This window comes from Streptomyces sp. BK340 (assembly GCF_007827595.1).
In the GTDB taxonomy this organism is placed as follows: Bacteria; Actinomycetota; Actinomycetes; order Streptomycetales; family Streptomycetaceae; genus Streptomyces.
Genome location: NZ_VISR01000008.1, coordinates 166,556 through 181,306 on the forward strand (window position 1 = coordinate 166,556; position 14,751 = coordinate 181,306).

The 14,751-nt window shown below is 69.2% G+C and carries 10 protein-coding genes and 1 tRNA gene; 8 read left to right on the plus strand and 3 right to left on the minus strand.

The features are described 5' to 3' along the window. Nucleotides 1–223 precede the first annotated feature (223 nt). Nucleotides 224–297: transfer RNA gene (locus tag FB157_RS17480), tRNA-Met, on the plus strand. 338 nt (nucleotides 298–635) lie between these two features. On the opposite strand, the gene FB157_RS17485 is transcribed toward FB157_RS17480, so the two are convergent. Then, entirely contained in the window at nucleotides 636–2,321 is a 1,686-nt protein-coding gene (locus tag FB157_RS17485) for a ribonuclease J (RefSeq protein ID WP_145880719.1), read from the minus strand. A gap of 958 nt (nucleotides 2,322–3,279) precedes the next feature. Between FB157_RS17485 and FB157_RS17495 the strand changes: the two genes are divergently transcribed. The 5 genes from FB157_RS17495 (at nucleotide 3,280) to FB157_RS17515 (ending at nucleotide 8,202) form a co-directional block, all read left to right on the plus strand. Then, on the plus strand, nucleotides 3,280–3,498 hold the full coding sequence (locus FB157_RS17495) for a ferredoxin (protein ID WP_145880723.1): 219 nt from the start codon (nucleotides 3,280–3,282) through the stop codon (nucleotides 3,496–3,498). Continuing rightward, complete coding sequence (locus FB157_RS17500) at nucleotides 3,495–4,898, plus strand: NAD(P)/FAD-dependent oxidoreductase (protein ID WP_145880726.1); 1,404 nt, start codon at nucleotides 3,495–3,497, stop codon at nucleotides 4,896–4,898. Before FB157_RS17495 ends, FB157_RS17500 begins: the two co-directional genes overlap by 4 nt. A gap of 60 nt (nucleotides 4,899–4,958) precedes the next feature. Beyond that, the gene (locus FB157_RS17505) at nucleotides 4,959–6,233 is read left to right on the plus strand and encodes a cytochrome P450 (protein ID WP_145880729.1); all 1,275 of its coding nucleotides are present in this window, start codon (nucleotides 4,959–4,961) and stop codon (nucleotides 6,231–6,233) included. A gap of 23 nt (nucleotides 6,234–6,256) precedes the next feature. Beyond that, a complete protein-coding gene (locus tag FB157_RS17510; RefSeq protein ID WP_145880731.1) occupies nucleotides 6,257–7,300 on the plus strand; it encodes an NAD(P)-dependent alcohol dehydrogenase in 1,044 nt (347 codons plus the stop codon). Between the two features lie 224 nt (nucleotides 7,301–7,524). Continuing rightward, the gene (locus FB157_RS17515; RefSeq protein WP_145880733.1) at nucleotides 7,525–8,202 is read left to right on the plus strand and encodes an HdeD family acid-resistance protein; all 678 of its coding nucleotides are present in this window, start codon (nucleotides 7,525–7,527) and stop codon (nucleotides 8,200–8,202) included. 427 nt (nucleotides 8,203–8,629) lie between these two features. Here the strand turns inward: FB157_RS17515 and FB157_RS17520 are convergent, their stop codons facing one another. Next, complete coding sequence (locus tag FB157_RS17520) at nucleotides 8,630–9,733, minus strand: AI-2E family transporter (protein ID WP_145880735.1); 1,104 nt, start codon at nucleotides 9,731–9,733, stop codon at nucleotides 8,630–8,632. A 610-nt stretch (nucleotides 9,734–10,343) separates the two neighbouring features. Between FB157_RS17520 and FB157_RS17525 the strand changes: the two genes are divergently transcribed. After that, entirely contained in the window at nucleotides 10,344–11,297 is a 954-nt protein-coding gene (locus FB157_RS17525; RefSeq protein ID WP_315903820.1) for a diacylglycerol kinase family protein, read from the plus strand. A 234-nt stretch (nucleotides 11,298–11,531) separates the two neighbouring features. After that, nucleotides 11,532–11,684, plus strand: coding sequence for a hypothetical protein (locus FB157_RS47310; protein ID WP_186581552.1), 153 nt, complete (start codon nucleotides 11,532–11,534; stop codon nucleotides 11,682–11,684). A 100-nt stretch (nucleotides 11,685–11,784) separates the two neighbouring features. On the opposite strand, the gene mgtA is transcribed toward FB157_RS47310, so the two are convergent. Continuing rightward, a complete protein-coding gene (gene mgtA, locus FB157_RS17530; protein ID WP_145880737.1) occupies nucleotides 11,785–14,442 on the minus strand; it encodes a magnesium-translocating P-type ATPase in 2,658 nt (885 codons plus the stop codon). Nucleotides 14,443–14,751 lie beyond the last annotated feature (309 nt).

A 14,751-nucleotide genomic window follows, 5' to 3' on the forward strand; every position in this document is an offset into this window, starting at 1 on the left:
GGCTCAACGCGTCAACCAGATCCTGACGGAAGAGAAAACCGCGAGCGGGCGCGATTGATGTACTGGGTGAGACGGGGGAAGCCCGGCGCGAGCCGGTCGGCAAACGCGTCACCGCCCGCGTAGTGGCCACGTCGGTCGATCATGAGCAATCGGGCCCGCTTCGAGCGCAGGCGAAAGTCGATTGGGCCGATTCCGATCGGTGCCGTACAGTTCACCGTACCGACGCGGGGTGGAGCAGCTCGGTAGCTCGCTGGGCTCATAACCCAGAGGTCGCAGGTTCAAATCCTGTCCCCGCTACTCAAATGTGAAGGCCCGGTATCCACCGGGCCTTCACTGCGTGTGTGCCGGTCAGGACCTGGCTCTCGGCGAACAGGGAACCGCGGTCGCAATAGGCGTCAACGCACTGGGCTGCACCGACGCCGTACGCCGCCTCAGCCACCGTGCTTGTCGACCACGACAACGTGGCGGGCCCCGCTCACTCACTCATGCGTTTCGCCTCCGGCGACGTGTGTGCGATGGCTCCTCATGTGAAGTGCGTTGCCACCCCGGTCTGCTGGGGTGGCTGCCGACCCCGTGCCCGACCTCGATGCCGGCGGCGCCGCGGCCGGAACGGGACATTGCTGCCGGGCTGTGGCTCAGGCGTCGATGATGACGGGGATGATGAGGGGCTTGCGGCGGTAGGTGCGGAACGCCCAGTTCGCCACGGCGCGGGCGAGGAGTTGTTCGAGTTGGCGCGCGTCCCCGACGCCTTCCTCGGCCGCGGTGGCCAGCGTCTTCTCGATGACAGGGATGACCGGCTCGAAGGTGGTGTCGTCGTGGACGAAGCCGCGGGCCAGGAAGTCGGGGGCCTCGGCGAGGGCGCCGGTGTCCGCGTCGACGATCGCCACCACCGTGAGCACGCCTTCGGATGCGAGGGTGAGGCGGTCCTTGAGGGACGCCTCGGTGGCGCCGCCGACTTCCATGCCGTCCACGTAGACGTTGCCGGCGGGGACCTTGCCGGTGATGGATGCGCGCCCGTCGACCAGGTCGACGACTACGCCGTCCTCGGCGATGACGACCCGTTCGGGGTCGACACCGGTACGGATGGCGAGGTCGGCGTTGGCCCGCAGGTGGCGCCATTCGCCGTGCACGGGCATGACGTTGCGGGGTTTGACGATGTTGTAGCAGTAGACGAGTTCGCCGGCGCTGGCGTGCCCGGAGACGTGCACCTTGGCGTTGCCCTTGTGGACCACGTGGGCGCCCCACCGGGTGAGTCCGTTGATCACCCGGTAGATGGCGTTCTCGTTGCCGGGGATGAGGGAGCTGGCGAGCAGGACGGTGTCGTCCTTGCCGATGCGGATCATGTGGTCGCGGTTGGCCATCCGCGACAGCGCGGCCATCGGTTCGCCCTGGGAGCCGGTGCACACCAGAGTGATCTTGTGGTCCGGGAGCTTCTCCAGCTCCTTCGTGCTCACGACCAGACCGGAGGGGACCTTCAGATAGCCCAGGTCACGGGCGATGCCCATGTTGCGGACCATCGACCGGCCGACGAAGGCGACCTTGCGGCCGTGCTGGTGGGCGGCGTCCAGGACCTGCTGGATGCGGTGCACGTGGCTGGCGAAGCTGGAGACGATGACCCGGCGCGGCGCGGTGCGCATCACCTGCTCGATCGCCGGGTTCAGCTCACGCTCGGAGGTGGTGAAGCCGGGTACCTCGGCGTTGGTGGAGTCGGTGAGGAACAGGTCCACGCCCTCCTCGCCGAGGCGGGCGAAGGCGCGCAGATCGGTGATGCGATCGTCGAGAGGGAACTGGTCCATCTTGAAGTCGCCGGTGTGCAGCACCATCCCGGCCCGGGTGCGGATCGCGACCGCGAGGCTGTCGGGGATGGAGTGGTTGACCGCCACGAACTCGCAGTCGAAGGGCCCGAAGCCACGCCGGTCGCCCTCCCGCACCCGCACCGTGCGCGGCCGGATGCCGTGTTCCTTGAGCTTGGCCTCCAGGAACGCCAGCGTCAGCTTGGAGCCGACGACGGGAATGTCGGACCGCTCCCGCAGCAGGTACGGCACGCCGCCGATGTGGTCCTCGTGGCCGTGAGTGAGGACCACGGCCACGATGTCGTCCAGCCGGTCCCGGATCGAGGTGAAGTCCGGCAGGATCACGTCCACGCCGGGCTGGGTCTCCTCGGGGAACAACACGCCGCAGTCGACGATCAGCAGCTTGCCCGCGTGCTCGAAGACGGTCATGTTGCGGCCGATCTCACCCAGGCCGCCCAGGGCGATGACCCGCAGCCCTCCTTCGGGAAGGGGCGGGGCGGCTTTCAGCTCGGGATGCGGATGACTCATACCCTGACGGTACCCGGAGAACGGGACAGGGTGATCCATTGCCTGCGGGATCTGAGCGCTCGATACGACCCGCCGCCGACGACGGACTGTCGCTCGTCGACCGCTGGCCGGGGATGGTGCGTTGCTGATGCCGAGGGGTCTGTCTCGACAGGGGCGTGCCGACCATGTGCCGTCACTGTTCTGACCGCCCGAGCGGGCCGGTGCCAACCACGTGATGAGCCGTCGGGCCGGAAGGTGGACGAGCGTGACCGGTACGTCCCTCGCCCCGTGTACCCGCCGACGTCGGCCGACGGGGGAGGTGGTCCTTGGAGTGGACACGCACCGGGACGCTCATGGGGCTGCCGCGCTCTTCGTCACCCTGCTGATCACCATGGGGGACAACCCCGAGCGGCCGAATGATGTCGTTCTTCAGGACGAGCTGCCCGTCGCCGGCCCCCGGCACGCCGGCCTTCCTCGCCTCGGCCGCGGCAGTGTGTGGCCAGCCGGCGCACGCGCCAGGACGCGGTCGGGTTGGCCGGACAGCGGGACGGCGGCCGGAGCGGGACCTGGTGATCGGTGGCTTCACCGGCCCGGAGATCGCCTCAGCCCGGGCAGTGAGGGCTCGAAGTCACGGATGCATCCAGTTCGCCGCAGTGGCGGGTTTGCGATCGCCGGAAGGCGGGACGAGTATTTTTTTAGGGCGTGATGACCGGGGCACCCCTGATGCCGACACCGTCGATGCAGCGCCCCCTCCTGGTCACGCCCACGCTCACAGCCGACAAGCGTCACCGTGAAGGAAGCGGCGCAGCGAACAGGACCGAACCTGCTCATTCGGTGGCCTGGCCGGGGCGGCGGGTGGGGCATCCAGCCCCGGCGCCTTGACGGGACTTCAGAAATCGGCCGATGGCTTCATGACCGAGGCTGCATGACCGGGTCGATGGCCGCCGTGGGGCGGAGGCAGAGCGGAAGGAGTCTGCCCATGCGGATCGTCGTGGACCTGAATCGGTGCCAGGGATACGCGCAGTGCGTGTATCTGGCGCACGAGGTCTTCAGGTTGAACGGCCAGGAGGCGCTCACCTATGAGCCGAACCCCGACGACGAGCGGCGCCTGCAGGTCGAGCGAGCGGCTGCGGCGTGCCCGGTGCAGGCGATCGTGATCGACCGCTTGGACGGCGCGAAGCGGGGCGAGACGCCATGACTCTGCGGGCAACGGTCGGAGAGCTGGTGCGGGAGTTCCGGGCCAGCGGCAGGATCGTCATCGTGGGCGCTTCTCTGGCCGGGCTGCGGGCCGCGGAGACGCTGCGCGAGGAAGGCTTCACCGGTTCCCTGACCATCATCGGGGACGAGCCGTACGAGCCCTACGACCGTCCGCCGCTGTCCAAACAGGTACTCAAGGGCTGGGTGCCGGCCGACCACACCAAACTGCCCCGCATGCGAGAAGTGGACGCGGAATGGCGGCTCGGGGTGGCCGCCGTCGGGCTGGACCGCGTGACCAAGCTGGTGCAGCTGGCCGACGGGGAGCAGGTTCCGTACGACCGGTTGCTGATCGCCACGGGCACCCGCGCGCGACAGTGGCCGAACCCGGCCGAGGCAGCCCTGCACGGGGTGCACACGATTCGCTCGCGTGATGATGCCGCGCAGCTGCAGAAGGAGCTGGCCGAGCCGCCGTCGCGGGTCCTGGTCATCGGCGCCGGGTTCATCGGCTCGGAAGTGGCCTCCGTCTGCCGGGAGCTCGGCATCCCGGTGACCGTCGCCGAGCGGGGTTCGGCGCCGCTGGTCGGCGCGCTGGGCGGGGTGATCGGGGAGATCTCCGCGCAGATGCAGCGTGATCATGGCGTTGACCTGCGCTGCGGGCTGGGCGTGTCGTCGCTGGAGGGCGACTCCGAAGGGCATGTGCGGCGGGCGCACCTGTCCGACGGAGCCACTGTCGACGCCGATGTGGTGGTGGCCTCGCTGGGGTCGATCCGGAACGTGGAATGGCTGGAGGGCTCCGGGCTGGCGGCCGGCTTCTGGGGTGTCGGCTGCGATGCCGGTGGCCGCGCCTTCGACATCAACGGTGTGGTCACCGACAGCATCTACGTGGCAGGTGACGTGGCGCGTGCGCCACACGTGCTGTACGAGTACCAGTTCCTGGCGATGGAACACTGGGACAACGCTGTTTTCGGCGCCGAGGTAGCGGCGCACAACATGGTGAACCTGGAGCCCCACTATCGTCCGCATCTGCTGCTGCCCGGCTTCTGGTCCGGCCAGTTCGGCGTGAACATCAAGTCTGTCGGGGTACCGCCTTTCGGCGACGAGATCGTCTTCACCCAGGGGTCCGTCGAGGAGCGCCGTTTCGCCGCCGCCTACGGCCACCGGGGCCGCATCGTCGCGGCCGTCACCTTCGATCACGGCAAGTGGCTCGAGTACTACGGGAAGCTGATCGAGCAATCAGGTCCGTTCCCGCCTCCGCCGCCGGGCTGGGACCAGCCGCCCGACATGAAGCCGGTGCCGGCCGAGTTCCCCGACCCGAGGGTCCCGACCGCGGCCCCGGACGTCGTTCTGACCGGACATGCCCCGAGCGAGCGGACGGCCGAGTTCAGGCCCCGCCGTCACTGACGCGCTCGCCGGGCCGACCTGTAGGCGGACAGCATCGACAGGAAGAAGGAGGGGAGCCTCGTGGTCGAGGAAACCCCCTGGCAGCAGGCGCTTCGCTACGCCAACCGCGCCAATCCGTACCCGTTCTACGAGGAACTGCGCAAGACACCCGTGGCGCGGCAGCCGGACGGGACCTTTGTCGTCAGCACCTACCGGGAGATCGTCACGCTGCTCCACGACCCCCGGGTCAGCTCGGATCCCCGCAAGTGCCCCGTCCCGGCCGCAGCCCCGGCCGAGGGAGCGGCGGAGGAGGAGGCCGAGCCGATCACGGAGGCGGTCATCTCATTGGAGCCGAACATCATCACCCAGGATCCACCCGAGCACGATAGGGACCGCCGGACGCTGACGCCGCAATTCGTCGGCCCTCCCCATTCCCCTCACCTGATCTCCGACCTGGAGCCCGAGATCCATCGCATCGTGGCCGGGCTCCTGGACGACATGGAGGGCAAGAGCAGGATCGATGCCGTCGACGACTTCGCCTACCCCCTGCCGGTGACGGTGATCTGCAAGGTGCTGGGCGTGCCGCTGGAGGACGAGTCACGCTTCCACCAGTGGATCGAAACGGCTCTGGACGCCTTGGACTTCGGCCCCGAGGCCGCCTCCGAAGAGATGCAGAGCCGGCTGGCAGGGGGGCGCCAAGCCGTGCAGGAGTTCGGGCAGTTCGCAGCCGAGCTGCTCGACGCGTATGCCCGAAGGCCCGGCCCGGGCATGCTTTCGGCCATGGTGAACGAGGACGGCCCGGAGGGACAGATGTCCAAGGGTGTGCTCGCCAGCAACGCCCTGCTCCTGATCTTCGCGGGACACGAAACCACGGTCAACCTCATCGCCCACAGCGTGCTCACCCTGCTGCGCCACCCCGACGCGCTGGAGGAACTGCGCCGCCGTCCGGAGCTGATCGTGCCCGCGGTGGAGGAACTGCTGCGCTTCGAGTCGTCCGTGCAGTTCTGGCACACCCGCTCCGCCGTGGAGGACATCGACATCGCCGGCACCACCATCCCGAAGGGGGCGCCGATCTTCCTGGCGTACGGCTCGGCCAACCGCGACCCGGAACGGTTCACCGACCCCGACGAACTCGACCTCGAACGCCGCGACAACCAGCACCTCGGATTCAGCCAGGGCATCCACTTCTGCTTCGGCGCCCCGCTCGCGCGACTCGAGGTCCAGATTGCGGTCGGCGAGTTCGTCCGCCGGGTGCGGAATCCCCGGCTCCTCGAGGACCCGCCGCCGTACCGGCACAACCAGATATTCCGCGGCCCGCGTCACGTCCTGGTCGACATCGACGGCATCCGGGACTGACCCGGTGTGCGTGAGGGATCGCTATGCGGGCTTTTCAACTCGTCGGTTGGCGGCAGCCGCCCGAGCTGCGCGAGGTGCCGGTGCCCGAGCCCGGCGCGGGCCAGGTCCTGGTGAAGGTCGCAGGTGCCGGTGCCTGTCACTCCGATCTGCACATCATGCAGGCGCCTGCACCGCTACCCGGCTTCACGAATCCGCCCTTCACGCTCGGCCATGAGAACGCGGGATGGGTGGAGCGGCTGGGACCGGGCGTCACCGGGTTCCAGCCCGGGGACCCTGTGATCGTCTACGGCTCCTGGGGTTGTGGCATCTGCCCATGCTGCCGTCAAGGTCAGGAGAACTACTGCCAGAAGCGCGCGGGTGAGGGACCGGGCCTGCGCGGTGGACACGACGGCGGCATGGCCGAGTACCTGCTGGTCCCGGCGGCGCGCTACCTGATTCCGCTCGGCACCCTCGATCCCCGCCAGGCCGCCCCGCTCAGCGACGCCGGACTGACCGGCTATCACGCTGTGAAGCGGTCGCTGCACCTGCTGGGACCGGGCTCGACCGCGGTCGTGATCGGGGCCGGCGGTCTGGGCCAGATGACCATTCAGATCCTGCGCGCGCTCAGCGCGGCGACCACCGTCGTCGCCGTGGACACCGACGCCGGCAAGCTGGAGACCGCCCAGCGCTTGGGTGCCGAGGAGGCTCTGCTCTCGGGCGACGAGGCGATCGCGCGCATCAGGGACATGACGGCGCAGCAGGGCGCTCAGCTCGTGCTGGACATGGTGGGCGTGGACGCGACCCTGCGGATGGCTGCCCGGGTGGCCAGGGTGCTCGGGCACCTGACCATTGTCGGACTCGGCGGCGGAGCCCTGCCCGTCGACTTCTCCAGCCCGCCGCACGAGTGCTCGGTCGCCTCGCCCTACTGGGGCTCCCTCACCGAACTGATGGATGTGATCACGCTCGCCCAGCAGGAAAAGATCAAGGTGCTGGTCGAGCACTTCCCCCTGCAACGCGCGAACGAGGCTTACCAGCTCCTGCACGACGGCAGGATCCAAGGACGTGCCGTCATCACTCCCCACGCGTGAATGCCGTCGTTCACCCGAACGGGACACCGCGACTGCGCCTGGCCGTCGGCATCGGACGGTCCGGCGGATACGCACCCCGGCTCCCGCAGGACGGAGGAGTTTGCCCGGAACACCTCATGCGCCACACGGTCCCCTGCCCTTTCCGCCGAGCGACATGAGGCTGATCGGGTGACGATGGAGATGTAGTGACGTGACCACGGTGCTCACAGAAGGAGGTAGGTGCCATGACATCTCCTTCCGATTCCCCCGGTTCCGTTCCGCCACGTGGCACCGAACCACAAGAAGATCCTGCGGTCGAAGGCATCACCGTTCTGGCGAACATGGGCTGGCAGATCCTGCTCACCATGGGCCTCGCCACCATCGCCCTGGGCGTCATCGCCCTGGTCTGGCCGGGCGAGACGCTCCGCGTCGTCGGCGTGCTCTTCGGCGTCTACCTGCTGGCCACCGGTGCCTTCCAACTCGCCGCCGCCTTCGGCACCCACGTCCCCCGGCATCTTCGCGTACTGCACTTCATCACCGGCGCGGCCTCCGTCCTGTTGGGACTGATCTGCTTCCGGGGCCCCCTCGAGTCGGTCTTCCTGCTCGCCCTGTGGATCGGCTTCAGCTGGCTGCTTCGGGGCACCTTGGAGACGGTCGCGGCGGCCTCCGATCAGACCATGCCGGCGCGCGGCTGGCACGTGGCCTTCGGCATCATCGGCACCATGGCCGGCATCGTGATGATCGTCATGCCGTTCGCCTCCATCGCGACACTCACGCTGGTAGTGGGCGTCATGGCCATAGTTCTGGGCCTGACCGAAGTGGTCCGTGCCATCAGGACACGCGTCGAGATCGGCCGTCTGGCTGCCGGAACGGCCCCTCAGCGGCGCCCCCTGTTCCACGCACGTCCGCACCCCCAGCACTGACCGGCGAAGCCGGATCGACCGGACGCCGGCGAGCGGCGACATCACACCACCTCCGCGGGCCGTCGGCCGGCGAGCGGTCTTTCACGCTCATCTCGGCGCGGCTGTGATGTGGCGACGCCGGCGTCGTGCGGCGCGCTCAACTGGGCGGGCGATCTCGGACATCGGCTCATTCATCAGGGCGGCAGGCGGCAGCCGAGGTATTCGGTCAGTCCGACGTCCAGGTCCCGCTCGAACACTGACCGGGTGAGGGCGATCAACAACCCGCTCTCACCCCGGGTCCTCGCTGTCTGCCAGGTCCGTCCGTTCAAGCTGTGCCCTGCAACACCGACCGGCCTGTCAACGATCTTTCGCCTGACGAGGAAAGGCGCAGCGGTCGAGCCGGGCGAACTCCTCGCTGCGCTTGTGGCGGCCGGATTCCACGGGGCCGTCATCCGGGGGCGTCGGACCGGTCGGCCTTCTCGGGGCCGTTGTCTGCCCGTGTCGGCAGGCCCAGTGGCCGACCGCCGCGGTGAGCCCAGATGTCACCGAGGACGACCTGGATGATGCCGGTGACGGGAATCGCCAGCAGGGCACCGAGGATCCCGGCGACTTCGGCGGCGATCAGGGTGGCCAGCAGCACGGTGAGGGGGTTGAGTTTCACCGTCCGAGACAGGATGACCGGTTGCAGGAGATGGTTTTCGGCCTGCTGATAGACGATGAAGAAGATGATGGCCCCGATGCCGGCCGGCAGGGAGTGGACGAACGCCACTGCGGAGGCGACGACAGCTCCTATGGTGGCTCCCACCAGGGGAATGAGGTCGGTCACGGCGACGAAGAGGGCCAGCAGGCCGGCGAACGGCACTCCGGAAACCAGCAGCACGATGTAGGTCAGAAGCCCGCAGATGACGCTGATCAGCAAGTTCCCGGTCAGATAGCCGTTGACGGTACGGGCGCACGCGGCTCCGACGCGGCGTATGCGGACGGCGGGCGCCTCGTCCACGAGGGCCAGGGACCGGTCTATGGCCTTGGGGCCCTCCAGCACCATCAGATAGGCCAGCACGAAGATCGTGAGAGCTCCCGCCGCGGTGCTCGCTGCACCGCGGAGGAACTTCGCGACGGGCGTGCTCAGTCCGGTGGCGAACGCGTGGATCTGCGCCTGATGGTGCTGGACATACTGCAGAGCGTGCGTCCGTTCCAGCAGGTTGCCGACCGGCCCGCGGCCGGCCTGGGCGTCCCTGATCATCGCGGGTAGGCGACCGGCGAACCGGCTTCCCTCCTGGGCCAGGGGGATGACGAACAGGGCGACCACCGCGCCGACGGCCGCGGCCGCGGCCAGGAAGACCAGCAAGGCGGCCACCGACCGTCGGCACCGCGGCACCCGTCGCTGCAGGGCTTCGACCGCCGGATGAAGTGAGACGGCCAGGAACAACGCGATGACCGCCCAGATCAGGACCCGGCGAGCCTGGACCACCAGCTCGAGTACGACGTAGGTGGCGAGCACCAGGCCGATGGTGGCGAGGATGGTTCGCACCGGAACCGGACGCGTCGCCATGGGCATCGGGTGCCCAGCCCCGGTCACGGGAAAACGAGGAGACCTTTCGCCCGGTGGGCGATAGTTCCCGGCACTGTCGTACTTGACCCCTTCCAACACGGGCTGCGGTGAGTCGCCACCGGCCACCAGGGACGGAGCCAGAGACAACCAATGGATGCTTCGGCCGTCCGCAACGGATCGCCCCCCGAGGCTGCCGCGTCCGTCACGTCCTGGGCGTTCCCGCCTCGTTCGGCTGGCGCTGGAGAAGGCCCCGGCCGGACTCTCGTCCGTACGCCGTGGATGAAAAGCGCACCACGGGTAACGGAGATGCTGTTGGTGCGCCAGTCCGACCCCGGGCACGCAGGTTGGGGAGACGGCGTCGGCTCGGGGGTGGTGAAGGCGTTCGGGGCACCGCCGTATCCCAGGTGCGGATCCCCAGGTCGAGCCGCAAGCTGATGCCGTAGGCCGCAACTGTCGAAGGAAGTGTCATCGTGGCGGTGGCCGCAGGTGCAATCGCCGGACCGTCGGCCCGGTGGGGGACGGAGCCGTCAGCTGCGGGCGTGATCGCGGCAGTCCTGTTGCCGCCGGTGAGGTGCGCCCGGCTGATGCGTGCGGCTTTCGGGTACGCGCCGTGAGCGAGAACGCGCCGCGGCCGACGACAGGCGCGCGGCGGCCCTGTCTGATCGTGAATCCGCGTTCGGGGGGAGGGAAGGCGAGCCGGTTCCGGATCGCGGAACGCGCCCGCACGCTCGGAGCCCGGGTATTCCTGATCGATCATTCCCTGCCCCAGGACCTGGCGACGGTCGCCCGACGCGCGGTGGACGACGGTGCGGATCTGCTGGGCGTGGCCGGCGGAGACGGTACACAGGCGCTTGTCGCCGAGGTGGCCGCGGAGAGCGGCCTGCCCTTCGTGGTCATTCCGGCGGGTACCCGCAACCACTTCGCCATGGATCTCGGCCTGGACCGTGAGGATCCTGCGGCCGCGCTGGAGGCTCTCACGGACGGCGTCGAGCTGGGCGTGGATCTGGGGTACGCAGGCGAGCGGGTGTTCGTCAACAACGTCTCGTTCGGTGCTTATGCCGCCCTGGTGCAGGACCCGGCCTATCGGGACGACAAGCTCGGCACGGCCGTGCGCGTCCTTCCGGAATTCCTGGCCCGCCACGAAGGCCCGGATCTGGTGGTGCGCGCCGGGCCGCTCACCGTGGACGGGCCGGATGCCGTGCTGGTGAGCAACAACCCTTACCAAGTGGATGACCCGACCGGGCTCGGCAGGCGTGCGCACCTGGACTCCGGCCTGCTGGGAGTACTGACCGCCAGGGCAGAGACGCCCGCCGAGACGGCCGCGAGGCTGCGCAGCGGGCAACCGCACGGCCTCACCCGTCTCGCCACGCCCGACGACGTCGTCGTGTACGCCGACGCCCCGGTCCTCCCCGCCGGGCTGGACGGCGAAGCCGTCAGCCTGCCGACTCCCGTGCGGTGCCGCATCAGCCCTCGGGCACTGCGGGTATGGGTTCCCCGGTATCGCCCCGGCGCCCAGTCTGCCGGGCGACCGCCGGGGTGGGCCGCCATCCGGCGGGTGGTCTGAACCGTGGGGAGCCGCTCCCATCCGCCGTGCTTGCCCCGCGGAACCCGCTACCCGTCCGTTCACCCGTAAAGCCGTGACGAGCCCCAGCATCCGATTTTTCGATCACCTATGAGGGGCTTGACGTCCAAGCCATTCCGCTCACCGGGACATCGCCGTTCACCACCGCCGCTGTACACAGGGTCGCCGGACCACAGGCCGATGCTCCTACTTCCGCACCGATGGGATGGACTGCGAATGACCAACACTGACCACACCCTCCTCACCGAGCCGGTGAGCCTCCCCGAGGTGCCCGACGCCGCGATAGCGATGATCGATGCCGAGGGCATCGTCGTGGGGTGGACGCATGACGCTGCGGGTCTCGCTGCTGCGGGGGCAGGACGCCCTTGACGTCGGCCCGCCGTCGAGTGCGTCGGCCGTAGAGGCTCGACCGGCGTTCGAGAAGCCGGCGAGTGCAGTGACGCGGTGATGCCCGTCGGGTGTGGACCGTTCACTGGTTGGCGGCGGGGGCTTGCGGGTGCGGCAGTCGGGTGATGGTGCTGAACCGTGCTGCGCGGCGGCGTAGGTGCCGGTGACCGGGGGCCGGTTGCGGACGCGCCGGTGCACGCGCGGTCCGGTAGAAGATCCGCTTGGCGAACTCGACGAGGAGCAGGTAGACGACAACCATGGCGGCCACGGCGGCGAAGAAGCCGGCCGGGAGCAGTTGGAAGCCGAGGACACGGGCCAGTGGGGTGGCCGGCAGGGCGGCACCGAGGGCGACGACACCCAGCGCCGTGAGTGTGAGGGGCAGGCTCGGGCGGCTGTGCCAGAAGGGGACGCGACGGGTGCGGATGGCGAAGATGACCAGTGTTTGTGTGGCGAGGGACTCCACGAACCAGCCGGTGTGGAACTGGGCGGCGTCGGCGTGGAAGACGCCCAGCATCACGGCGAAGGTGACGAAGTCGAACATGGAGCTGATCGGTCCGAAGCAGATCATGAAGCGCCGGATGAAGGCGATGTCCCAGTGCGCGGGCCGCCGCACCTGCTCCTCGTCGACCTCGTCGGTGGGGATGGCGAGCTGGCTGGTGTCGTACAGCAGGTTGTTGAGCAGGATCTGAGAGGGCAGCATCGGCAGGAAGGGCAGGAAGAGTGAGGCTCCGGCCGCGCTGAACATGTTGCCGAAGTTGCTCGAGGTGCCCATCAGGACGTACTTGATGGTGTTGGCGAAGATGCGCCGTCCCTCGGCGACTCCGTCGGCCAGGACTCCGAGGTCCTTCTCCAGCAGGATCACGTCGGCCGCGTCCTTGGCCACGTCGGCGGCCGAGTCCACCGAGATGCCCACGTCGGCGGCGTGCAGCGCGAGGGCGTCGTTCACGCCGTCGCCGAGGAAGGCGACGTCGCCGCCGGTCTTTCGCTGGATCCGCACGATGCGGGCTTTGTGCTCGGGGCTGACCCGGGCGAAGACGGTCGTGCGGCCGATGGCGGCGGTGAGCCGCTCGTCGTCCATGGCGTCCAGGTCGGTCCCGGTCAGCACGGCGGCGTCGGTCAAACCCAGGTCGTGGCAGACCTTGGCGGCGACTGCGGGGTTGTCCCCGGTGACGATCTTCACCGTGATGCCGAGCGCGTTCAGCCGCTTCAGTGCCTCGGCCGCGTCGGGTTTGGGCGGATCGAGGAAGACCAGCAGTCCAGCCAGGCGCAGGTTGTGCTCATCGGCAGCAGTCGGTGCGGTACCGGCCTCGGCGGGACGGCTCGCCACCGCGACGACGCGGTTCCCGGCGGCGAACTCGGCTTCCAGGGCGTGACGGGTGGGCTTAGGCACCTGTACGCAGCGTTCCAGTACCGCCTCCGGAGCGCCTTTGGTGATCTGCACGGCGTCACCGGTGCGATCGGTGACGGTGACGGATACCATCCGCCGCTCATGGTCGAAGGGCAGGACGCCGGTCCGCGTCCAGCCGCTCAGCGACGCGCGCTGGGCGACAGCGGCCGGGGAGTCCCACAGAGCGTCGTCGAGCGGGTTTCCCCCCACGGGCCGGCCCCGGTCGTCCACGTCCGTCTCGGTGCACAACAGGCCGAGGCGCAGCACTTCTTCCGCGGACGTACCGGCGACGGGTACGGCCCGCATGAAGTCGATGCGTCCCTGGGTGAGGGTTCCGGTCTTGTCGGTGAACAGCACATCGACGTCGCCGAGGTCCTCGATACACACCAGCCGCTTGACCAGCACCTTGCGTCGGCTCATGCGCCGGGAGCCCGCGGCCAGGCTGGTGGAGACCACGGCGGGCAGCAGCTGCGGGGTGATGCCGACCGCGATGGCCAGGGAGAACAGCAGGGCGTCGATCAGCGGCTTGTGCAGCGCGACGTTGATGATGAAGATCGACGTGGTCAGCGCCCCGGCGACGTAGACCAGGAGCATGGAGAAGCGGCGCAGCCCCACCTGGAACTCGGTCTCCAGCTGGTGTCCGCTCAGACCGGCGGCGATCTTCCCGAACTCGGCCTCGGCGCCGGTGGCAACCACGACACCGCGGCCGCTTCCACAGTGCACCACGGTGCCCATCAGGGCGCAGCCGGTCAGATCCGCCAGTGGCGTGCCCGCCGGCACGGCAGCGGTGTCCTTCGCGACCGGCAGTGACTCACCGGTCAGCACCGACTCGCTGCACTCCAGCCCCGCGGTCGCAACCAACCGCAGATCTGCGGGCACGATGTCGCCGAGCCGCAACTCGACCACATCACCCGGCACCAGGGCGGTGACCTCCACCTCCTGTGGTCGCCCGTCGCGCAGTACGACTGCCCGGTGCCTGATCTTCGCGTGCAGCGACTGGGCGGACTTCTCCGCCCGGAACTCGTTGACGAAACCCAGACCGACGGAGAGCGCCACGATCACCCCGATGATCACCGCGTCGCTGCGCTCCCCGACGAAGTACGACACCACGGCCGCGGCCAGCAGCAGGCCGAGCAGCGGGGACCGCAGCTGGTGCCACAGCACCAGCCACGCCCGGGCCCGGTGGGAGTGGACGGCGTTCGGTCCCCAGCGCTTCAGCCGTCTTGCCGCCTCCTCCGACGACAGGCCGCCTTCCGGCACCTGGAGATCACGGAGCAGCTGCGCGGTGGGCAGGGCGGCCGCCGAGACGACCCGCCCCCCGGCCACCGGCCTCGCCCCGACAGTGGTCACCATCAGCGACCACCGCCCGGGCCGCTGCCCTCCCACACGGGGGAACGCGTGGGCGCAGAGCCGGACGAACGTCCGGCAGTGCTGAGCGGACGGGAGGACGGGCCCGTGCGCGGATCATCTGGCAGTGGCCTCACACTCCCACCTTCCACCCTTTGCCGCTCACGCCTCCATGGGCCAATCGGGCCCTGTCTAGGGGACCTGCCGCCCACCGTGCGGCGTGCTCCGGTCAGTCGGCGCGGCGGCCATGAGACCGCCCGACGAGTGAGGCGGCCCGCTGGATGACGGCCCAGCCCGGCGGTCGCCATCCAGTGC